Annotated in this window: 19 protein-coding genes; 17 read left to right on the forward strand and 2 right to left on the reverse strand. The window is 64.3% G+C overall.

Going from position 1 to position 21,168, the window contains the following annotated elements; all coding sequences use genetic code 11:
- Positions 1 to 3: 3 nt before the first annotated feature.
- The gene (locus tag D1F64_RS05515; protein ID WP_248304632.1) at positions 4 to 915 is read right to left on the reverse strand and encodes an MBL fold metallo-hydrolase; all 912 of its coding nucleotides are present in this window, start codon (positions 913 to 915) and stop codon (positions 4 to 6) included.
- A gap of 144 nt (positions 916 to 1,059) precedes the next feature.
- On the opposite strand from D1F64_RS05515, the gene D1F64_RS05520 reads away from it, so the two are divergent.
- The 14 genes from D1F64_RS05520 (at position 1,060) to phoB (ending at position 16,970) form a co-directional block, all read left to right on the forward strand.
- Positions 1,060 to 1,677 carry a biotin transporter BioY gene (locus tag D1F64_RS05520; protein ID WP_117411604.1) on the forward strand — a complete coding sequence of 206 codons (618 nt, stop codon included), beginning with the start codon at positions 1,060 to 1,062 and terminating at the stop codon, positions 1,675 to 1,677.
- 273 nt (positions 1,678 to 1,950) lie between these two features.
- Positions 1,951 to 2,937: a zinc ABC transporter substrate-binding protein gene (locus tag D1F64_RS05525; protein ID WP_248304633.1), complete on the forward strand. Its 987-nt coding sequence runs from the start codon at positions 1,951 to 1,953 to the stop codon at positions 2,935 to 2,937.
- Positions 2,938 to 3,000: 63 nt separating this feature from the next.
- Positions 3,001 to 3,813 carry a metal ABC transporter ATP-binding protein gene (locus tag D1F64_RS05530; protein WP_117411606.1) on the forward strand — a complete coding sequence of 271 codons (813 nt, stop codon included), beginning with the start codon at positions 3,001 to 3,003 and terminating at the stop codon, positions 3,811 to 3,813.
- 17 nt (positions 3,814 to 3,830) lie between these two features.
- Entirely contained in the window at positions 3,831 to 5,075 is a 1,245-nt protein-coding gene (locus tag D1F64_RS05535; protein ID WP_117411607.1) for a metal ABC transporter permease, read from the forward strand.
- On the forward strand, positions 5,072 to 6,043 hold the full coding sequence (locus tag D1F64_RS05540) for a metal ABC transporter permease (RefSeq protein WP_117411608.1): 972 nt from the start codon (positions 5,072 to 5,074) through the stop codon (positions 6,041 to 6,043). The genes D1F64_RS05535 and D1F64_RS05540 overlap by 4 nt, the downstream gene beginning before the upstream one ends.
- 209 nt (positions 6,044 to 6,252) lie before the next feature.
- Entirely contained in the window at positions 6,253 to 7,158 is a 906-nt protein-coding gene (locus D1F64_RS05545) for a LysR substrate-binding domain-containing protein (protein ID WP_162901321.1), read from the forward strand.
- 233 nt (positions 7,159 to 7,391) lie between these two features.
- Positions 7,392 to 8,732 carry an ATP-binding protein gene (locus D1F64_RS05550; protein ID WP_117411610.1) on the forward strand — a complete coding sequence of 447 codons (1,341 nt, stop codon included), beginning with the start codon at positions 7,392 to 7,394 and terminating at the stop codon, positions 8,730 to 8,732.
- 187 nt (positions 8,733 to 8,919) lie between these two features.
- The gene (locus D1F64_RS05555) at positions 8,920 to 9,939 is read left to right on the forward strand and encodes a substrate-binding domain-containing protein (RefSeq protein WP_117411611.1); all 1,020 of its coding nucleotides are present in this window, start codon (positions 8,920 to 8,922) and stop codon (positions 9,937 to 9,939) included.
- A gap of 625 nt (positions 9,940 to 10,564) precedes the next feature.
- Positions 10,565 to 11,560, forward strand: a complete 996-nt coding sequence (locus tag D1F64_RS05560; RefSeq protein WP_117414447.1) for a substrate-binding domain-containing protein — start codon at positions 10,565 to 10,567, stop codon at positions 11,558 to 11,560.
- Positions 11,561 to 11,659: 99 nt separating this feature from the next.
- The gene (gene pstC, locus D1F64_RS05565) at positions 11,660 to 13,150 is read left to right on the forward strand and encodes a phosphate ABC transporter permease subunit PstC (protein ID WP_117411612.1); all 1,491 of its coding nucleotides are present in this window, start codon (positions 11,660 to 11,662) and stop codon (positions 13,148 to 13,150) included.
- Positions 13,147 to 14,463 carry a phosphate ABC transporter permease PstA gene (pstA, locus tag D1F64_RS05570; RefSeq protein ID WP_117411613.1) on the forward strand — a complete coding sequence of 439 codons (1,317 nt, stop codon included), beginning with the start codon at positions 13,147 to 13,149 and terminating at the stop codon, positions 14,461 to 14,463. The genes pstC and pstA overlap by 4 nt, the downstream gene beginning before the upstream one ends.
- A 175-nt stretch (positions 14,464 to 14,638) precedes the next feature.
- A complete protein-coding gene (gene pstB, locus D1F64_RS05575; RefSeq protein ID WP_248304749.1) occupies positions 14,639 to 15,385 on the forward strand; it encodes a phosphate ABC transporter ATP-binding protein PstB in 747 nt (248 codons plus the stop codon).
- A 39-nt stretch (positions 15,386 to 15,424) separates the two neighbouring features.
- Positions 15,425 to 16,138: a phosphate signaling complex protein PhoU gene (phoU, locus tag D1F64_RS05580; protein WP_117411614.1), complete on the forward strand. Its 714-nt coding sequence runs from the start codon at positions 15,425 to 15,427 to the stop codon at positions 16,136 to 16,138.
- 136 nt (positions 16,139 to 16,274) lie between these two features.
- Complete coding sequence (phoB, locus tag D1F64_RS05585; RefSeq protein ID WP_117411615.1) at positions 16,275 to 16,970, forward strand: phosphate regulon transcriptional regulator PhoB; 696 nt, start codon at positions 16,275 to 16,277, stop codon at positions 16,968 to 16,970.
- Between the two features lie 129 nt (positions 16,971 to 17,099).
- On the opposite strand, the gene D1F64_RS05590 is transcribed toward phoB, so the two are convergent.
- Positions 17,100 to 17,615, reverse strand: coding sequence for a GcrA family cell cycle regulator (locus D1F64_RS05590; protein ID WP_117411616.1), 516 nt, complete (start codon positions 17,613 to 17,615; stop codon positions 17,100 to 17,102).
- 367 nt (positions 17,616 to 17,982) lie between these two features.
- On the opposite strand from D1F64_RS05590, the gene D1F64_RS05595 reads away from it, so the two are divergent.
- The 3 genes from D1F64_RS05595 to D1F64_RS05605 are packed head-to-tail and all read left to right on the forward strand — an operon-like array spanning position 17,983 to position 21,105.
- Positions 17,983 to 19,209, forward strand: a complete 1,227-nt coding sequence (locus D1F64_RS05595; protein WP_117411617.1) for an aspartate aminotransferase family protein — start codon at positions 17,983 to 17,985, stop codon at positions 19,207 to 19,209.
- A complete protein-coding gene (argF, locus tag D1F64_RS05600; RefSeq protein WP_117411618.1) occupies positions 19,187 to 20,122 on the forward strand; it encodes an ornithine carbamoyltransferase in 936 nt (311 codons plus the stop codon). The genes D1F64_RS05595 and argF overlap by 23 nt, the downstream gene beginning before the upstream one ends.
- Positions 20,119 to 21,105 (forward strand): Hsp33 family molecular chaperone, encoded by a 987-nt coding sequence (locus D1F64_RS05605; RefSeq protein ID WP_117411619.1) that lies wholly within the window; start codon positions 20,119 to 20,121, stop codon positions 21,103 to 21,105. The genes argF and D1F64_RS05605 overlap by 4 nt, the downstream gene beginning before the upstream one ends.
- Positions 21,106 to 21,168: the final 63 nt, after the last annotated feature.

Below are 21,168 nucleotides of genomic sequence, written 5' to 3' on the forward strand. Positions count from 1 at the left end.
CGTTCACGCCAGCCGGTAACGGCTGGCAAGTTCCGGTGGTCCCTCGCAGCCAACCAGTCCGCGTGCGACCAAGTCCTCCACGTGGGCGAAGAGAGACAGGCTGGCGGCCGGATGCAGCGCCTGCGGGACGTCGCGGTAGACCGTGGCCACCATGGCGGCGATCGTCTCGTCGCCGGCCGCCAGGCGGTCGAGCACCGATTTCTCGCGACCCTGCCGATGCGCCTTGAGCGCCTGCAGATAGGTCTGGGGATCCTCGACGGGTCCACCGTGTCCGGGCAGGTAGCGACGCTCGTCGCGCCCGATCAGCATCTCCAGCGATGCCATGTAATCGGCCATCGACCCGTCGGGCGGGGCGACGATGGATGTTGACCAGGCCATCACGTGGTCGCCGGAAAACAGCAGGTTTTCCTCGCCAAGCGCAAAAGCGAGATGATTGGCGGTGTGGCCGGGCGTGGCGACGGCTTCCAGTGTCCAGCCGTCGCCCCTGAGCGTGGCGCCATGGCCGAGTTCCTGATCGGGCTGGTGTTCGGTGTCGCCGCTCGCGTCCAGTACATTGACCTCTCCCGACGACAGCAGCCGCGCGGCGCGATGCGGTCCGGCGCCCACGATCGGCGCGCCGGTGAGCCGCTGCAGGAGGCGTGCGCCGGGAGAATGGTCGCGATGGGTGTGGGTGACGACGATGTGGCTGATCGGGGCGGTGCCCGCGGCGCGCAGAATCGCCTCCACATGAGTGGCGTCGTCGGGACCCGGATCGATGACCGCCAGCGTCTTGTCGCCAACCAGATAGCTGTTGGTGCCGTGGAAGGTGAAGGGCCCGGCGTTGGGCGCGGTCAGCCGGCGCACCAGCGGCGTCAGGCGCACGGCGTCGCCATGGTGCGGCTCGAAGCTCCGGTCGTGAACGAGGGGTTGTGCCAAATCCGTGTCCTTCGGTGCGCGCGGTTGCCGACGATGTGGTTGCTTGCTCATCGCGTGGCAAGTATACCGACTGCGACGTTTTCGCCATCCGCCGTGCGCCACGCTGCATGCCGCAGCTTTCGCGACAGAATAACGGAGAAACTGATGAGTGCTCTTACGCTTCCCGGCCGCACCCTGGCTGACGCCCTCTGGCCCCGGACATCGGCTTCGCAGACATCGGCTCAGCAGGCTGTGCGCTTCGTGGTGCTGGCGCTGGTCGGCTCGGTGCTGATGACCGTGGCCTCGAAAATCCAGGTGCCGTTCTTTCCCGTGCCGATGAACCTGGGCACCTTCGCCGTGATGGCGATTTCCGCCGCCTATGGTTCACGCCTTGCGGTCGCGACCATGCTCGTCTTTCTCGCCGAGGGCGCGCTGGGCCTGCCGGTCTTCGTCGGAACGCCGGAGAAGGGAATCGGCCTCGCTTACATGTTGGGCGGCACGGGCGGTTATCTCGCCGGCTACGTCGTCGCGGCGTTCATCGTCGGCTATGTCGCCGAGCGAGTGGGTCCGACGTCTGTCCTCAAGCTTGGCGCGGCGATGCTGGTTGCCGATGCCGTTCTCTTCGCGCTGGGCATCGCCTGGCTCGGAATGCTGTTCGGTTGGGACAAGCCGATTCTCGAGTGGGGCCTGTATCCCTTCATCTATGGCGATCTGGCCAAGATTGCCCTGGCCGCCTGCGGCGTGCCCGCCGTCTGGGCGCTGATCAGCCGCATCAAGGGCTGATATCCCGCCGAAGCGGAACAAATCGATTGAACGGCCGCGCCTCGTGCGCGGCCGTTTGCGTTTGGGCACCGCGAACGGCCGCCGGGCGGTTCCGGAAGCCGCGGCGGCGGGTCTCTGTGACGATCCAATCGCTCCAAGCCGCGAATGTTTCTTGCAATTGCGAATTATTCGCATTAAACGTTGGCGTGTCCGGTTGCGGCGCACGGTGCAATGCCGTCTTCGGCCGCTCGTTTGAACAGGAGATACGTAATGTTGGTTTCGCGGCTGGCTCACTTGTTTTCACGTCTGCTGTCGGGCGTCGGAAAACTGCCCGTCCTCGGGCTGGCCGTTCTTCTATCCGCATCCGCCCCCGGATTGTCGGCGCATGCGGCCGGAAAGCCGCTCAACATCGTCACCACCGTCGGCATGATCGGCGACGCCATCCAGCGGATCGCCGGTGAGCACGCAACGGTGGAGGCGCTGATCGGCTCCGGTGTCGACCCGCACGGCTATCGCCAGACGCGGTCGGATGTGGTGAAGCTCGGGCGCGCCGACGTGATCTTCTACAACGGTCTGTATCTGGAAGCGCAGCTGGAAGACCTTCTGCTCAAGCTGGCGACCCGCAAGCCGGTGATCGCGCTGGGTGAACGGCTGCCGCGCAAGGAACTGCTGGCGCATCTGGAGTATTCCGAACGCTTCGACCCGCACATCTGGATGGATGTCGATCTGTGGAGCAGGGTTGTGGCCGAGGCCCGCGACGCGATGATCGAGATCGATCCCGCCAACCGCGCCGACTATGAAGCCAACGCGAAAGCCTACCGCGCCGAGATGGCTGAGCTGTCGGACTATATCCGCGCCATCTCCGCCACCGTTCCCGAGGAGGAACGGATCGTCGTGACGGCGCATGACGCCTTCAGCTATTTCGGCCGCGCCTATGGCTTCAAGGTTGTCGGCATTCAGGGCATTTCCACCCAGAGCGAGGCGGGCCTGCGGCGCATCGAAACGATTGTCGATCTGATTGTCGCCCGCAATGTGAAGGCGGTCTTTGTGGAGTCCTCCGTCTCCGAACGCAATGTGCGCGCCCTGGTCGAAGGAGCCCAGGCGCGCGGTCACACGGTCGTGGTCGGCGGGCAGCTGTTCTCCGACGCCATGGGGCAGCCCGGCTCCTACGAGGGCACCTACCTCGGCATGCTCGACCACAACGCCACGCTGATCGTCCGTTCGCTCGGCGGCACCGCGCCGCTCGCGGGCCGGTTGGGCCGGCTTGGCGCGGGCAGTTGATCGTGTCGAGATCCGCGCGCCGATGTCCGCCGCCCGCAACACTTCCGTGTCTGGATACCGCTCATGAATGAAGCCCTGCATGTCGTTGCCGACCACGGTCAGCGTGTCGCGCAACTCGACCCGGCGAGTCCGCTTGCGGTCAGTGGCCTGACGGTTGCCTATCACCGCAAGCCGGTGCTGTGGAACGTGTCGTTCACGGCCACCGACGGCAAGCTGATCGCGATTGTCGGCCCCAACGGCGCGGGAAAGTCGACGTTCCTCAAGGCGGCGTTGGGACTGATTCCGCGTCTTGCCGGTGAAGTTGCCGTCTTTGGCGAGTCGGTTTCCCGCCAGCGGCGGCTGATCGGCTATGTGCCGCAGCGCTCCTCCGTCGACTGGGATTTTCCCGCGACCGCACTCGATGTGGTTACCATGGGCCTTTATGGCGAGATCGGCTGGTTCCGCTGGCCGGGCCGCCGGCATCGCGACCGCGCGCGTGGCTATCTCGATCAGGTCGGCATGGCGGATTTCGCGGACCGGCAGATCGGCCAGCTCTCCGGCGGTCAGCAGCAGCGGGTCTTTCTCTCGCGCGCGCTGGCGCAGGGCGCCTCGATCTACCTGATGGACGAGCCCTTCGCCGGCGTCGACGCGGCCACCGAGCGCGCCATCGTCGACGTGATGCGGCTTCTGATCGACGCGGGAAAGACGGTTCTCGTGGTGCATCACGATCTGGAAACCGTGCCGCTCTATTTCGACGAGGTGCTCATTCTCAACGGGCAGGCCATCGCGTCAGGCCCGGTGGCCGACGTCTTTACGGCCGAGAACCTGCAGAAAGCCTACGGCGGACGCCTAGCGGGCAGCCAGCTTCTGGCGCTTGAGGAGGCGTCGCTGCGTTAAGCGGCGACGGTCCAGCCATGCCCGCCATCCTGCAAGCACTTTTTCTGTCCGCCGGTTACAACACGACGCTCGTCTGCGTTGGCGCGGGGCTTCTGGGCGCCGCCGCCGGCGCCATTGGCGTGTTCGTTCTGTTGCGCAAGCGTTCGCTGCTGGCGGACGCCATGAGCCATGCGACGCTGCCCGGCGTGGCCATCGGCTTCATGGCCGGTGTCGCGCTGTTCGGCGACGGCCGGAACTTGCCCCTGATGCTGATGGGCGCCGCAATGAGCGCCGGTCTCGGGGTTCTGGCGGTCGATTGGATCCGCAACAACACGCGTCTGAGCGAGGACACGGCGATCGGCACCGTGCTGTCGACTTTCTTCGCGCTCGGCATGGTGCTGCTGACGGTCATCCAGGAGATGGACGTCTCCGGCCAGGCGGGGCTGGAGGGCTTTCTGCTGGGGGCGACGGCCGGCATGCTGAAGGGCGAGGCGCTGATGATCGCCGCCGCGGCGGCCTGCGTGGCACTGGCGGCGCTGGCCTTCATGAAGCAGTTCAGTCTGGTCTGTTTCGATGCCGACTATGCGCAGGCGCGCGGCTGGTCCGTGCGCCGGATCGATCTGCTCATGCTGGGTCTGCTGCTCGCCGTCGTCGTCATCGGGCTGAAAACCGTGGGCCTGGTGCTGATCATCGCGCTGGCGATCATTCCGCCTGTCGCGGCGCGCTTCTGGACCGACCGGCTGCCCGCGATGGTGGCGATCTCATCCGGTATCGGCGCGGCGGGCAGCTATGTGGGGGCCGCGATCTCATCAATCGCGCCGAACCTGCCCACAGGCGGCGTCATCGTCCTGGTGCTGTTTTTCCTGTTCCTCGTCTCAATGCTGGTTTCTCCCGTCTACGGATTGGTCGCCGCAATTCTGCGTCATCGCCGCTTTCAGCGCGTGGTGCACGAGCGTCAGGGGCTGCTGGCGCTTGCGCGCGGCGAGCCGGTGTTCGATCCGCTGACCATTCGCGTTCTGGGCCGGCGCGGCTTTCTGCGCGGCGACGGCAGCCCGACGCCGGAAGGCTTGTCCGCCGGCGGCCGCATGAGCCGCGATCAGGCGCTGTGGAACCGGTACCGGGAGGACTATCCCGAAGACGCGCACGCGCTTGCGGACTGGTCGCTGAAGCCCATTGACGACGTGCTGCCGCGCGATCTCGTCAGCGAGCTGGAACACAAGCTGGCGCCCGCGGCGGCGGGTGCGCCCGGCCCGCGCGGACCGAGGGGAGGAGCGTTGGCATGACCCTGGACATCTTCCTGCAATACGATCTCCCGTCGATCCTGCTGGGCATGCTGGCGGCGATCTCCTGCGGCCTTCTGGGCAACTATCTGGTGCTGCGCCGGCAGAGCCTTATGGGCGACGCCATAAGCCACGTGGTGCTGCCGGGCATTGTGGTGGGGTTTCTGCTCTCCGGGACCACGGCAACCTGGCCGATGATGCTCGGCGCCGCCGCCGCGGCCATTGTCTCCGTGGCGCTGATCGAACTGATACGCCGCATCGGCAACGTCGAACCGGGCGCGGCCATGGGCGTCGTCTTCACCACCATGTTCGCCGCCGGCGTCGTGCTGCTGGAGCAGAGCAACACCAGCAGCGTTCACATCGATGTGGAGCACGCGCTTTACGGCAATCTGGAAAGCGCCATCTGGTTGAGTGGCGAGCGGTGGTCGGATCTGCTTGATCCCGCGAAACTCGCCGATATGCCGCCAGCCGTGCAGCGGCTCGCCGTGGTCACGCTGCTGATCATCGCGTTCGTCACGGGGTTCTTCAAGGAACTCAAGATCACCAGCTTCGATCCCGCCCTTGCCGACAGCCTGGGGTTTTCCTCACGCGGCATCGGGTTCGTGCTTGTCGTGATGACGGCCGTGGCCGCCGTGGCGGCCTTCGATGCGGTCGGTTCGATCCTCGTCATCGCCATGTTCATCTGCCCGGCCGCCACGGCCCGGCTCTTGACCGACAGTCTGGCGTGGCAATTGTGGATCAGCGCCGCCGTTGCCGCATCAAGCGGTGTGCTGGGCTACGTTCTGGCTGCCTTCGGGCCGCTGTGGCTGGGCTATGACGCAAGCGTGTCGGCAGCGGGCATGATCGCGCTTGTCGCGGGAGCGTTCCAGACCATGGCGATGTTGTTCGCGCCGCGCTACGGGGTGTTGACGCGGCGCCGCGGCATGCTTGCGCAGGAGCAAACCGACGCAGGACCCGCATCCGACTTCTGACATGTAACGCGAATGTAACGCTCGTCCGATGGGCCGTGGCTGGCGCGTTCCGCCAACGGAATCGCTCGGCCTCGCGACGGCTGGCGGATTAATCATGAGCCGCACTGTCAGAAATACGTGACATGCCACACATGACTGTTTACGCTCATGGCAACAACAGAACGACGGCACGCCATCAAATAACCGTGAACACGGACCAGAATTCGTCAATGTCCCTCACATACGCCCAGATACGCGCCTTTAACGCCGTCGTGCGGGAGGGAAGCTTCACCAATGCCGCGAAGCAACTCGGCGTGTCGCAGCCGGCTGTAACCGCCCAGATCAAGGCGATCGAAGACACCTATGGGGTGCGGCTGTTCGAACGCAGTTCCAAGACGCTGACGTTGAGCGATCTGGCTCTGGCGCTGTTTGCGACCACCGAGATGGTCGACGACGTTGAGCGTGACGCAGAGGAGATCCTCGCGGCCTATCATGATCTCGACAAGGGCGAGATTCGTGTGATCAGCGCCGCGCCGCGGATCACCATGGAATTGCTCAGCGAGTTTCATGAGCGTTATCCCAGCGTGCGTATCATCGCCAATTTTGGCAACGGATCCCAAGTTCTCCAGGCCATTGAGAAGCGCAAGGCCGATGTCGCGATCCTGATGGAAAGTCCCCAGGCGGAGCGGTTTGTATCGGTGCCCTTTCGCGCCCACCGTCTGATGGCGATGGTGCCGGAGCATCATCCGCTGGCCGGCCGTCGGTCGATCGCGCTCAAAGATCTGATCGGCCACTCGGTGATTTTCCGGACCGGAGCGTCGGTTGGCCAGCGGCTGCTCGACGAGGCGCTGCAGGCGCAGGGCATCACTATCGTCCCCTCTTTGATCCTGGAGACGCGCGAGGCGGTGCTCGAAGGGGTGAATTGCGGCATTGGTATCGGGTTCATCTTTGAAGGCGGCAGCTCGCGCGCCAACGGTGTGAAACGGATTCCGATCGACGATCTCACGACTGCGATGGTCGAGAACGTCTTTTGCCTCGAGATTCAGTCGCGCCGCAGGGTGATCGAGGCCTTCCTGCAGGTTGCCCGCGATTTGAGCAGTGCGGGCAGTGCGCCGCCGGCCGCGGCTGCTTCGTGAGGCCACGCTCCCGACGCTGCGCTCACGCGGCGTCGCGTCCCTGTCACGATCCATGTGATACCAACAGTGTCCCCCGACCCGCCGGTTTGCCGCTTTGGCGCGCCTTGCCGTACCAATCGGTGTGACCCTACGAAATGGGTCATTCCTGGCGGCAGTTGGTATTATGATCGACCGACTTTGAGACGGCCGGTGATTCCTGCAGGCCGCCGAATGATTGAAGACTGCTGGACCTCATGACCGACGACGTGAACAGGACGAACGGGGAGCGGCGCGAACAGGGCGGCTGGCACGCCACATGGCGGCGGCTGGAGCATCAGCGCTGGCTGCTGGCCTGTGTCGCCGCGCTGCTGACAGCGGCTGTCAGTCTGCATGAGGTGCCGCCGCGCCACGCCTTGATGGCTCTGGGTGTGATCGTGCTCGTCGCGGCGTTCGCGCCCCAGCGCCGCCGCGCGATGAAGCTCTCGACGAATGCGCCGAGCAAGGGTTTCGTTTGGCCGGAAACCGGAATGAAGGTGATCGTCGACGCTCTGCCGCATCCCTGTTTCATCGTCGATCGTCGCGGTGTCACACGCTATATGAACGCTCTCGCGGCGAAACGCTTCGGTACGATCACGCCGGGGGATCCGCTGTCGTTCGCCTTGCGCGCGCCGTCTCTTCTGGAGGGCCTGGACCGGGTGAGCGGCGGCGGCGCGACGGAGCGCATCGCCTGGACCGAGAAGGTGCCCACCGAGTCCTGGTACGAGGCGCACATGGCGCCGATGCGGTTGCCATCGAGCCCGCTGCGCGACGGCGGCAAGCCGGACTTCGTGCTGGTGTCCGTGCTGGATCTGACCGAACAGCATCGCCTGGAACGCATGCGGGCGGATTTCGTGGCCAATGCAAGTCATGAACTGCGCACGCCGCTGGCCTCGCTCACCGGCTTCATCGAGACCCTCCAGGGTCCCGCGCGCGATGATCCCGCGGCGCGCGAGCGTTTTCTCAAGATCATGCTCGAGCAGGCCGAGCGCATGGCGCGGCTGATCGACGATCTGCTGTCGCTGTCGCGAATCGAGCTGAAGGCGAATTTGCGGCCTGATGCGCGCGTCGATCTCAACGATGTCGCGCGCAGCGTGATCGACGCCATGACGCCGCTGGCGCGTGAGTTGGGCGTGCGTCTCGAGGTCAATCTGCCGAGCACGCCGATGCTGGCGGCGGGCGAACGCGACGAACTCGTGCAGGTGCTCGGGAACTTGACGGAAAACGCCCTCAAATACGGCGCTGACGGCGAACGCGTGGAGATTTCCGCCCGTCATGCGCCCGCGCCCAACGGGCCTGGCGAGTGGCTGCTGACCGTGCGCGATTGGGGTCCGGGGATCGCCTCAAAGCATCTTCCGCGCCTGACGGAGCGCTTTTATCGGGTCGATGACGCGATGAGCCGGGAAATGAAGGGCACCGGGCTTGGGCTCGCCATCGTCAAGCACATTCTCAACCGCCACCGCGCGCGGCTCGAGATTGTCAGCACTCCGGGCAGCGGGGCCGCCTTCACGGTTCACATCAAGGCCGTCGAGGATACCGGCTCCCAGCCTGTCTCCTGACGCGATTGTGTCCTGATCAACCGATCGGGTGTCGTAAAACCGCAACGAATACGCCATAGAAGTCTGGATGTCGGGCGGCGGGCATCCTTCCGCCGCCGGGGCGCCGCGCAAGTCCGCGCCCCGGTCCGGACAAAGGCGGCGACGATGTGGCGACACGGGCTTGTCCGCACACCCAGAAAGAGGGCAGATGCAGAGCAAGACCTTCGCGAGCGCCGTGGCGCTGATCGTGGCCGGCACGTTGTCCATGGGGGGTGCCCAGGCGCGCGACCAGTTGCAGATCGTCGGATCGTCGACGGTGTTTCCGTTCTCCATGGCCGTTGCCGAGCAATTCGGCCAGGATTCCCGTTTCAAGATACCCGTCGTGGAATCGACCGGATCCGGTGGCGGGCTCAAGCTGTTTTGCAGCGGCGTCGGCGAGGGCACTCCGGATATTTCCAATGCGTCGCGGCGCATGAAGACGTCGGAACTCGAGGCCTGCATGGCCAATGGGGTGACACCGGTCGAGGTCACGATCGGGTTTGACGGCATCGTGTTGGCCAACTCGGCCGACGGGCCTGCGTTCGACTTGACGCTGGAACAGATCTTTCTGGCGCTGGCCAAGGTGGTGCCGCTTGAAGGCAAGTTGGTTGCAAATCCCTATCGCAAATGGTCCGACATCGATCCCGCCCTGCCGGGCGAGAAGATCGAGGTCATCGGTCCGCCGCCCACCTCCGGAACCCGCGACGCCTTCGAGGAATTGGCGATGGAGGCCGGCTGCCAGGCGGCGGCCGACGCGCAGGCGGTGACGATCGACGGCGATGGCTGCATGGAGATGCGTGAGGACGGCGTCTACATCGAGGCCGGCGAGAACGACACGCTGATCGTGCACAAGCTGGAATCCAATCCGCACGTCCTCGGGATATTCGGCTTTTCCTATCTCGATCAGAATTCCCGCATGATCAAGGGCGCCACGATCGGCGGCGTCGAGCCGAATTTCGCCAATATCGCCGATGCCAAGTACCCGGTGTCGCGTCCGCTCTATTTCTACATCAAGAAGCAGCACGTGGGCGTGATTCCCGGGATCATGGAATATGTTGCGGAATTCACGTCTGAAGCGGCCTGGAGCTACACCGGATATCTCGCCGGCAAGGGCCTGATTCCACTGCCGGACGATAAACGGGCCCAGTCCCGCGCGGCGGCCGAATCCCTGACTGCGATGGGCATGTAGCGATCAACCGGCGGCCGCGAGGGCAGTCGGTGGCCGCCCCTCTTTACGGACTTACGCGGCTTGGGCGGACTCGCCACACCGTATTCCGGTGTTGGCGGCGGCGGAGGCGCGCTCGCTCCGGCATGGCGCGAGACGCGGCTGTTGATAATTAAACGTTATTTATCAAATGGTTGTAATGTCACAAAACTGAGATTGAACCGTCATATAACTCACACAACGGGCGACTAGTGTCGCCTCGTTCCCGCTGAGCCCACACAAGACCACGGGCCGCAAAGGCGGGACGGGCACTGTGGCGTGAGAGGACGAAATCGCACGCCCAGCAAAGGTATCAAGTAAGGGCCGCGGTCAGCTTCCGGGGTACTGCAAGATCGGGAATCCCCGCTGCGCTGAATGGAAATACTCAATGAATTCAGAGGTGATACGGCGTCACACCAACGTTATGTCGTCATCATAGAACCGGCGGGCCGCATGAGCGTGCGGTTTCCGTCCCGGGTGGACGCGCAGCAGCGCTTCTGTGGTCCCGCAGACCCATCTGATACCGCGACACAAGCTTTCTCGATCACGTGAAATATGGAGAACACCCGTGAAAAGCATCACTCTCGCCAGCGTCGCCATCGGCGCCCTCATGATCTCCGCCGCCGGCCAGGCCCAGGCGCGCGACCAGGTCCAGATCGCCGGTTCGTCGACCGTGCTCCCGTATGCCAAGATCGTTGCCGAGAATTTCGGCGAGACCTTTTCCGACTTCAAGACGCCGGTCGTTGAATCCGGTGGTTCGTCGGCTGGCCTGAAGGAATTCTGCAAGGGCGTCGGCCCCGACACCATCGACGTCGCGAATGCCTCGCGCCGCATCAAGGACAGCGAAGTCGAAGCGTGCAAGGCTGCCGGCGTGACCGACATCCAGGAAATCCGCATCGGCTATGACGGCATCGTCTTCGCCACGGACGTGAACGGCCCGGACTTCGCCCTCGAGCCGGTTGATCTCTACAAGGGTCTGGCGGCCAAGGTCGTCGTCGACGGCAAGCTGGTCGACAACCCCTACACGATGTGGAACGAAGTGAACCCGGATTTCCCGGCCTGGAAAATCGCGGCCTTCATTCCCGGCGAAAAGCACGGCACCCGTGAAGTCTTCGAAGAGAAGGTTCTCGCGGCAGGTTGTGAAGTGGCCGGTGATCTGGAAGTCCGCATTGCTTCCGGAATGGACAAGAAGGCTGCCGGCAAGGATTGCATGGCGGTCCGCAAGGACGGCATGGCTGTCGACATTGACGGCGACTACACCGAGACGCTGGCGCGCATCGACGCCAACAAGACCGGCATGGGCGTGTTCGGCCTGTCGTTCTACGAGAACAACGCCGACAAGCTGAAGGTCGCCACGATGAGCGGCGTCACGCCGACGGTCGAGACGATCGCCAAGGGCGAATATCCGGTGTCGCGTCCGCTGCAGTTCTACGTCAAGAAGGCTCACCTGGGCGTGATCCCGGGCCTCAAGGAATACGTGGAGTTCTTCATCTCCGAGCAGATGACCGGTCCGGACTCCCCGCTCGCCAACTATGGCCTCGTCCCGGCCCCCGATGCCGAGCGTGAAGCCACGCGCAACGACTTCGAAGCCGGCAAGACCATGTAATCTGGCTTTTCGGGCGCGGCGGGGTTCCGCCGCGCCCGTATCTTGTTTGCGACAGTGTGTTTCAATCTCCCGTCCCGGGAGAATGCCGGCAGGACATCCATGACCACGACGACCCTCCTGACGATCGTTCTGGCCCTCGCCGCCGCCGCCTTCGTGCTTGGCCGGTTTATCGCGATGCGGCGTGTCAACGGCAATGCACGGCTCCTGCATTCCCGCGAAGGCTACTATGGCGCCTACGCCATGCTGTGGACCGCGCTGCCGGGTATTGCGATGCTTGCCGCCTGGCTTGTGATCTCGCCGATCGTGGTTCACCAGGCCGTTCGCGACAGTTTTCCCGAAGCGGTGAAATCGACGGAATCGGAATCGACGCAGCGTCTGTCCATGGGCATGGTCGAATCGATCGCCCGCGGCCTGCGGCTGCTCAACGAGACCGAGACAACCCGCATCAGGGCGGGTTTTTCGGCAGTGCGTCCGATGCTGGCAGACAAGGGTGTGCCTCTCGCCGGCGACGGCGAGGACTACATGATCGTCTCGGCGGTCAAGCTCAACGCGCTGTCTGACGTCAGTCAGATGTGGATGTCGATCGTCGTGATTGCGCTCTCCGGACTGGGCATGGCCTACAGCCTGTGGCGCATCCGGCCGGCTGTGCGCGCCCGCAACACGGTTGAACGCGCGATCCTCGTCGCGCTGATTTCCGCCTCCGCGATCGCCATCCTGACCACCATCGGCATCGTGCTGTCGATGCTGTCGGAAACCATTCAGTTCTTCTCCTCGGTGCCGCCGATGGAGTTCTTCTTCGGAACCGTATGGGATCCCCGCTTCGCCGCAACCGTTGGCACCACCTCGACGGACGGCCAGTTCGGTCTGATCCCCTTGCTCGCCGGCACGATTTACATCGCCGTGGTCGCCATGTTGTTCGCGGTGCCCATCGGGCTTTTCGCCGCCACCTACATGGCCGAATACGCAGGCTCGAAGTTCCGCGCGACGGCCAAGCCTCTGATCGAGGTGCTGGCCGGCATCCCCACCATCGTCTATGGCTTCTTCGCCCTGGTGACGGTCGGGCCGCTGCTGCGCGATCTCAGCGCCGAGCTCAACGGTCTGGTGACGGGCAACGTCTCAAGCTTCATTCAGGCGCAGAGCGTGCTGACGGCGGGTGTCGTCATGGGCATCATGCTGATCCCCTTCGTCTCGTCGCTGTCGGATGACATCATCACCGCGGTCCCGCGCTCCATGCGGGACGGATCTCTGGGGCTGGGAGCCACGCGCTCGGAGACCATGCGCCGGGTGATCCTGCCGGCGGCACTGCCCGGCATCGTCGGCGCGCTGCTGCTCACCGCGTCGCGCGCCGTCGGCGAGACCATGATCGTGGTGCTGGCCGCCGGGGTGGCGGCCCGCCTGTCGATCAATCCCTTCGAGCCGATGACGACCGTGACCGTCAAGATCGTCAACCAGTTGACCGGCGATCTGGAATTCGACACACCCCAGACGCTGGTCGCCTTCGCTCTGGGCCTGACGCTCTTCGTCATGACGCTGGGGCTGAACATCTATGCGCTGTACATCGTGCGCAAATACCGGGAGCAGTACGAATGACGGACATGGCCGCGATGGACGCGACTCCCGCGCAGCGCAAGCCGTGGCGCGACATCGGCATCAAGCGCCGTTACGCCGCCGAACGCCGCTTCAAGGCCTATGGTCTGGCCGCCGTTCTCATCGGCCTGGGGTTCCTGGCGACGCTGATGTATACGGTCGTCTCGAAGGGCTACACCGCCTTTCAGCAGACGGAAATGGAGCTCACGATCCATTTCGACAAGTCGGTGATCGATCCGCGCGACAAACGCGTGAGTGATCCCAAGGTGCTGCTGATGGCCAACTATCCGGCGCTTGTTGTGCAGGCGCTGGCCCGTGAACTCGGCGTGGATCCCAAGGACCGCACGATCTCGCGGCGCCTGTCGGGCATGATCTCCGGCGGTGCCCGCACGCAGTTGCGCGACATGGTGCTCGAAAATCCCTCGATCATCGGGCAGACGCGCACACTGTGGATTCTCGCCAACGCGGATGTCGATTCCGCCTTCAAGGGCCAGTTCGACCTCTCGGTCGACGAGTCGCGGCGCAAGGTGGATGATCTTCAGGTCGCCTGGATGAACAAGCTCGCCGATGAGGGAACCCTTCAGAAGCGGTTCAACTCCGGCATCTTCTTCAACGGCGCATCAAGCCGGCCCGAGATGGCCGGAATGGGCGTTGCGATGATCGGTTCGTTCTACATGATGATGATCGTTCTGGTTCTGGCCCTGCCGATCGGCGTCGCCGCCTCGATCTATCTGGAGGAATTCGCGCCGAAGAACCGCTGGACCGACCTGATCGAGGTCAACATCAACAACCTCGCGGCGGTGCCCTCGATCGTCTACGGCCTGCTCGGTCTGGCGGTGTTCATCAATTTCGCCGGTCTGCCGCGCTCGGCTCCGCTGGTCGGCGGCCTGGTGCTGACGCTGATGACCCTGCCGACGATCATCATCGCCACGCGCGCCGCGCTGAAGGCTGTGCCGCCGTCGATCCGCGCCGCCGCCCTGGGGATCGGCGCCTCCAAGATGCAGATGGTGTTTCACCATGTGCTGCCGCTGGCCGCCCCCGGCGTGCTGACCGGCACGATTATCGGGCTGGCGCAGGCGCTCGGCGAGACGGCGCCGCTGCTGCTGATCGGCATGGTGGCCTTCGTCGCGGACTATCCGGGATCTCCGCTTCAGCCCGCCACCGCCTTGCCGGTGCAGATCTTCATGTGGGCCAACGAGGCGGAGCGCGCCTTCGTCGAGCGCACATCGGGCGCGATCATCATTCTGTTGATGTTCCTTGCGGTCATGAACATTACCGCCATCCTGTTGAGGCGCCGGTTCGAGCGCAGATGGTAAACCGCGGTCGCCCGCCGGTGGTCCGGCGCGCGAACCGACAATGCGACGTGCCTGGCCGTTCGACACGCGGACGTAGACGGGCACCGGGGCATGAAGGAGTGATTTGGTGAACAAGATGATGGAAACGGTCCCCGGGACGATCGTGGACCCGCAGATCGTGACTCCGGTCGTGAAGATGCGCGGCACCGATGTCTGCGTCTTCTACGGCGACAAGCAAGCGCTGTTCGACGTCAATCTGGACGTGCGCGAAAACGAGGTCACGGCGCTGATCGGTCCGTCCGGTTGCGGCAAGTCGACGTTCCTGCGCTGTCTTAACCGCATGAACGACACCATTGAGGGCTGTCGCGTAACCGGCAAGATCACCCTGCAGGGCGAGGACGTCTACGATCCCAAGATCGACGTCGTCGAGCTGCGCGCCAGCGTCGGCATGGTGTTCCAGAAGCCCAACCCGTTCCCCAAGTCGATCTTCGAGAACGTCGCCTACGGTCCGCGAATCCATGGCCTCGCGCGCACCAAGACGGAAATGGAAGAGATTGTGGTCACCAGCCTGCGCAAGGCGGGCCTGTTCGAGGAGGTCAAGGACCGGCTCGACGAGCCGGGCACGGGCCTGTCCGGCGGCCAGCAGCAGCGCCTGTGCATCGCGCGCGCCATCGCGGTGAGCCCGGAGGTGATCCTGATGGACGAGCCGTGCTCGGCGCTCGACCCGATCGCCACGGCACGCGTGGAGGAGCTGATCGACGAATTGCGCGAGAACTACACGATCGTCATCGTGACGCACTCGATGCAGCAGGCCGCGCGCGTGTCGCAGCGCACGGCGTTTTTCCATCTGGGCACCCTGGTGGAGGAAGGTCCGACGGACGATATCTTCACCAACCCGCAGGACAAGCGGACCCAGGACTACATCACCGGCCGTTTCGGCTGATTTTTCGCCCGCACCAGGCGCGGGATACGGGAGCAATCCATGTCGGAGCATATTGTATCGGCCTACGATCAGGAGCTGAAAGCGCTGACGGGCCAGATCGCCGAAATGGGCGGATTGGCGGAAAACATCGTCGCGGATGCGATCACCACCCTGGTGCGGATGGACGGTGAACTGGCGCAGCAGGTGATCCTGAGCGACCGGCGCCTCGATCTGCTGCAGCAGCAGATCGAGGAGCAGGCCGTCCTTCTGATCGCCCGCCGCCAGCCGGTCGCCCAGGATCTGCGCGTGATCGTCTCCGCGTTGCGCACGTGCAACGAACTGGAGCGCGTCGGAGACCTGGCCAAGAACATCGCCAAGCGGGTGATCGCCATCGGCGGCCAGTTCCATTCCAAGCAGCTGGCGCTCGGCGTCGAGCACATGGCGGAACTGGCGCTGGCGCAGCTCAAGAGCGTGCTCGACGCCTACATGCAGCGCGATATCGAGACCGCCGCGATCGTGCGTCAGCGCGACGACGAGATCGACACGCTCTATACGTCTCTATTTCGCGAGTTGCTGACCTACATGATGGAAGATCCGCGCAATATCTCCTTGTGCGCCCATCTTCTGTTCTGCGCCAAGAACATTGAGCGTATCGGTGATCACGCGACCAATATTGCCGAAAACGTCCACTACATCGTCACTGGCGAACAGCTTGCCGACGATCGTCCGCGCACCGACGAGCTGTCTCTGGCGGACAATCCGGCGGAAGGCTAGGGCGCGGACCGCGGCCGCAATGAACGCCGACGCAGCGAGGATGTCATCCCCGGAAGGGGCATCCACTGCCGGCGGGCATTCGGCGCGGCGGAAATGTAGCCAGCTATCGAAGTGAAACAATCAGGAGCGATTGGGAATGCCGAAGGTTCTGGTCGTTGAGGATGAAGAGCCGCTCAGGTTGCTTCTTCAGTATAACCTTGAATCCGAGGGATATACCGTCGAGACGAGTGCACGGGGTGACGAGGCGGAGCTGCGTTTGCGTGAAACCCAGCCGGATCTGCTGTTGCTTGACTGGATGCTGCCCGGCCTGTCCGGCATCGAGTTGTGCCGCCGGCTGAGGGCGCGCGAGGAAACCGAACGGCTGCCGGTGATCATGCTCACGGCGCGCGGCGAGGAGGCTGAGCGTATCCGGGGCCTGTCGACGGGCGCCGATGATTATGTCGTCAAACCGTTCTCGATCCCCGAACTGATGGCGCGGGTGCGGGCGATCCTGCGCCGCTCCAAGCCGGAAGTGGTCTCGAGCCTGTTGCGCTCCGGCGATATCGAGCTGGATCGCGAGACCCACCGGGTGCACCGCGCCTCGCGTGAGATCCATCTGGGGCCGACCGAGTTCCGGCTGCTGGAGTATCTGATGCAGGCGCCCGGCCGGGTGTTTTCCCGCGAGCAGCTGCTCGACGGGGTCTGGGGCCACGATGTCTATGTCGACGAGCGAACGGTCGACGTGCATGTCGGGCGGCTGCGCAAGGCGATCAACAAGGGACGCGCCAAGGATCCGATCCGCACCGTGCGCGGTTCCGGCTATGCCTTTAACGATCAGTTCGCATCGGGCTGACGCTCGGGCTGGAAGCCGCTGCTGGAAACAAAATGGCCGGCCTTTGTGGGGCCGGCCTTTTCATTGCATCGGACCTTCACCTCAGGTGTCGGTCACTGACCTTGATTGCGTCGGTAGAGTGCGCCCGTGTCAGGCGCGTGCGGCGGCGCGCTTGTGACGGCGCTCGTTCGCCGGCTGATAGGCGATGCGGCAGTGGTGGGCGCAATAGGGCGCACCGGAATCCGACTGCCGGCCACAGAAGTAGAAATCGTCGGTCGACGGATCGCCGATCGGCCACTTGCAGGTGCGCTCGTTGAGCTGCAGGATCGAGGCGCGTTCCTCGACCGGGATTACCAGCTCATGCACCGGCGCCGGCTTGGTTTCGATTGCCTCGGCCGGGGCTTCCTCGATCTTCAGCGCGGTCGCGCCGACGCTCCGAGGCTGCGATGCGGTGGGACGTGCGGGCGTCGCCGGGGCGGCACGCGGCCGGCGCGGTTTCGCAGCCGTGTTCGTGGATTTTGCCCGGCCCGACAGCCCAAGCCGGTGAACCTTGCCAATCACAGCATTGCGGGTAACACCGCCAAGCTCCGCCGCAATCTGGCTGGCGCTGAGACCTTCGGCCCACAATTTTTTGAGGAGGTCGACGCGTTCTGTTGTCCAAGACATAAGTTTTCAACTCCACCGGTTCGCCGCTATGCACCGGCAATACATGGCCTGCGGGCCGTCACCGACGCCCGTATCTGTTAACGAGTTGTATACGAACGGGGTCTGCAACACGATATGTCGTATCTGATAGACACAACCATACAATATCACGTGTCTGCCAGGCAACCCTCGCACATGCGAAGAGGGCTGTAATCCGTAGTTTTCCCCAGAATTGAGCGGCTGTATTCCGCCGTTTTCAGGGCATGCTGCGCGGCGCGGCCAAGCATTGACACGATACCATCCCCGCAGTGTATATAGAGACCCTCCGACGTGCCGCCATCCTTGGCGGCACGCTTTGTTTTTGGCCTGTGTTTCTTGGGAAAAGTCGATGAGCGCCTCAGCGCTGTTTGACACTTACGCGCGCAGCAAACTGACCTTCGTCAGGGGCGAGGGCTGCTGGCTCGAAACCTCCGATGGTCAGCGCTACCTGGATTTTGCCGCCGGCATCGCGGTGAACTCGCTTGGGCATGCGCATCCGCATCTGGTCAGCGCCCTGCAGGAGCAGGCGGCGCGCCTGTGGCATGTCTCCAACCTCTACACCGTCGCGGGTCAGGAAACGCTTGGCGCGCGCCTGTGCGCGGCAAGCTTCGCCGAGAAGGTGTTCTTCACGAATTCCGGCGCCGAGGCGATGGAAATGTCCATCAAGACGGCCCGCCGCTACCAGTTCGCCGAAGGCGCGCCCGAGCGCTATGGCATCATTACCTTTGAAGGCGCGTTCCACGGACGCACCATCGCCACCATCGCGGCCGGCGGACAGGCGAAATATCTCGAGGGTTTTGGTCCCAAGGCGCCGGGCTTCACGCAGGTTCCGCTCGAGGACATGGATGCGCTGAAGGCGGCCATTACCGATGAGACGGCGGCGATCCTGATCGAGCCGATCCAGGGCGAGGGCGGTATCCGCCCGGTCTCGCATGGCTTTCTGCGCGAATTGCGCAGACTGTGCGACGACAAGGGCCTTATGCTGATCTTCGACGAGATCCAGACCGGTCTGGGCCGCACGGGCAAGCTTTTCGCGCATGAATGGTCGGGCGTCACGCCCGATATCATGGGCATCGCCAAGGGTCTTGGCGGCGGCTTCCCCGTTGGCGCCTGTCTGGCGACGGTCGAGGCCGCATCGGGAATGACCGCCGGGACCCACGGCACGACGTTTGGCGGCAATCCGCTGGCCATGGCCGTGGGCAACGCGGTTCTCGACGTGATCCTGGAAGAGGGCTTTCTGGACCGCGTCAGCCGGCTTGGACTGGCGCTGAAGCAGAAGATCGCCGGTGTGATCGACGCGCATCCCGACGTCTTCGAACTGGTGCGCGGCGAGGGGCTGATGCTGGGTATTCGCTGCCGGATGCCGGCGGGCGAGATCGTCGTCAAGGCGCGGGAGTTGGGCTTGCTGACCGTTCCGGCCGGCGACAACGTGGTGCGTCTGCTGCCGCCGCTGACCGTCAGCGACGATGAAATCGACATGGCCGCCCAGCGGCTGGATCAGGCCGCGACCGCGCTTGAAGCGACCGCGGCGGCCGGGCGGGGGCCGGCGGGCAATGAAGAGCGGTGGCGTGCGTGATTTTCTCGATCTGTCCGATGTGCCGAGTGACGAGCTGGCGAGAATCCTGGACGAGTCCCGGCGGCTGAAGGGCATGCGCAACGGCGTGCGGCGCGGCGAAGGCCCGCTGGCCGGCAAGGTGCTGGCGATGATCTTCGAGCAGCCGTCGACGCGCACGCGCATTTCGTTCGACGTCGGCATGCGCGAACTCGGTGGCGAGACCCTGATGCTGACGGGCGCGGAGATGCAGCTCGGACGCGGCGAGACCATCGCCGACACGGCGCGGGTGCTGTCGCGCTATGTGGATGCGATCATGATCCGTATTCTGGACCATGACGCGCTCACCGAACTCGCGGCGAATGCCACAGTGCCGGTCATCAACGGCCTGACAAAGGAGTCGCATCCCTGTCAGTTGATGGCGGATGTGCTGACGTTCGAGGAGAAGAAGGGGCCGATTGCCGGCCGCCGGATCGCCTGGAGCGGCGACACCAACAATGTGCTGAATTCCTGGATGCACGCTGCGCAGCGTTTCGATTTCGAATTGCGTGTCGCGACGCCGCCGGAACTGCCGGCGGATCCTGACGTGGTGCGCAAGGCGCGCGCTGCGGGCGCCAACATCGTGCTGGCGGCGAGCGCCGAAGAGGCGGCGGAGGACGCGGATTGCGTGGTCACCGATTGCTGGGTGTCGATGGGCGACGACGAGAACATTGCGCGTCACAACATGCTCGCGCCCTATCAGGTCAATGACCGGATCATGGAAAAAGCAAAATCCGATGCCATATTCATGCATTGTCTGCCCGCCCACCGGGGCGAGGAAGTAACAGCCAGCGTGATGGATGGCCCGCAGTCAGTGGTATTCGACGAGGCGGAGAACCGGCTTCACGCCCAGAAGGGCATCCTGACGTGGTGCCTGGGAGCCTTGTCGGAAGCATGAAGAATGAACTGAAGGCAGCGCCGCCGGCGCTGGCCGGCGATGACGCGGTTCTGCCGTTTTCGGTCGAGCCGCTGGATGTGCGCGGCCGCGTGGTCTATCTCGGACCGGCGCTCGACACGATCCTCGACCGTCACGACTATCCCGCGCCCGTGTCGCGCCTGCTCGGCGAGGCGGTTGTGCTGACCGTCCTGCTGGGCACCTCGCTGAAGTTCGACGGACGCTTCATCCTGCAGACGCAAAGCGACGGCCCGGTGTCGATGCTGGTGGTGGATTTCGAAACGCCCGACCGCATGCGCGCCTGCGCGCAATTCGATGCCGCGGCTCTCGATCAGGCCATCGCCGAAGACCGCATTGCTCCGGCCGATCTGCTCGGCAAGGGACATCTGGCGATGACCGTCGACCAGGGCGAGAACACGAGCCGGTATCAGGGCCTCGTCGCGCTCGACGGCGGATCGCTGGAGGATGTGGCGCACGAGTATTTCGCACGCTCGGAACAGATTCCGACCCGCGTCCGCCTGGCTGTGGGCGAGATGCTGGCGCGCCGCCCGGGTGAGCCGCCGCATCATTCCTGGCGCGCTGGCGGCGTGATCGTGCAGTTTCTGCCCGATTCCGAGGAGCGCATGCGGCTTCCCGATCTGCATCCGGGAGATCTGCCGGAAGGGGTCGAGCTCGATGACGCGGATGCGGACGACGCCTGGGTGGAAGCGGAGGCGCTGGTCGCCACGGTCAAGGATGTGGAACTGACTGATCCGGACATGGCGGCCGAGCGGATTCTCTACCGGCTGTTTCACGAGCATGGCGTGCGGATCTTCGAGCCCCAGGCGCTGGTTGACCGCTGCCGATGCTCGCGCGACGGTGTTTCGCAGATGCTGCGCGGCTTCTCCAAGGACGACCGCGACCACATGACCGTGGGAAGCCAGATCGAGGTCACCTGCGAGTTCTGCAACGCCACCTATCATTTCGATCCGGCTGACTTCGAGTGACGATGGCGGCTGTGATCGGTCGTCTCCTGTCGGCCACGGGACGGTGCTGAAGGTGCGCCGCGC

This window comes from Breoghania sp. L-A4 (genome assembly GCF_003432385.1).
GTDB lineage: Bacteria > Pseudomonadota > Alphaproteobacteria > Rhizobiales > Stappiaceae > Breoghania.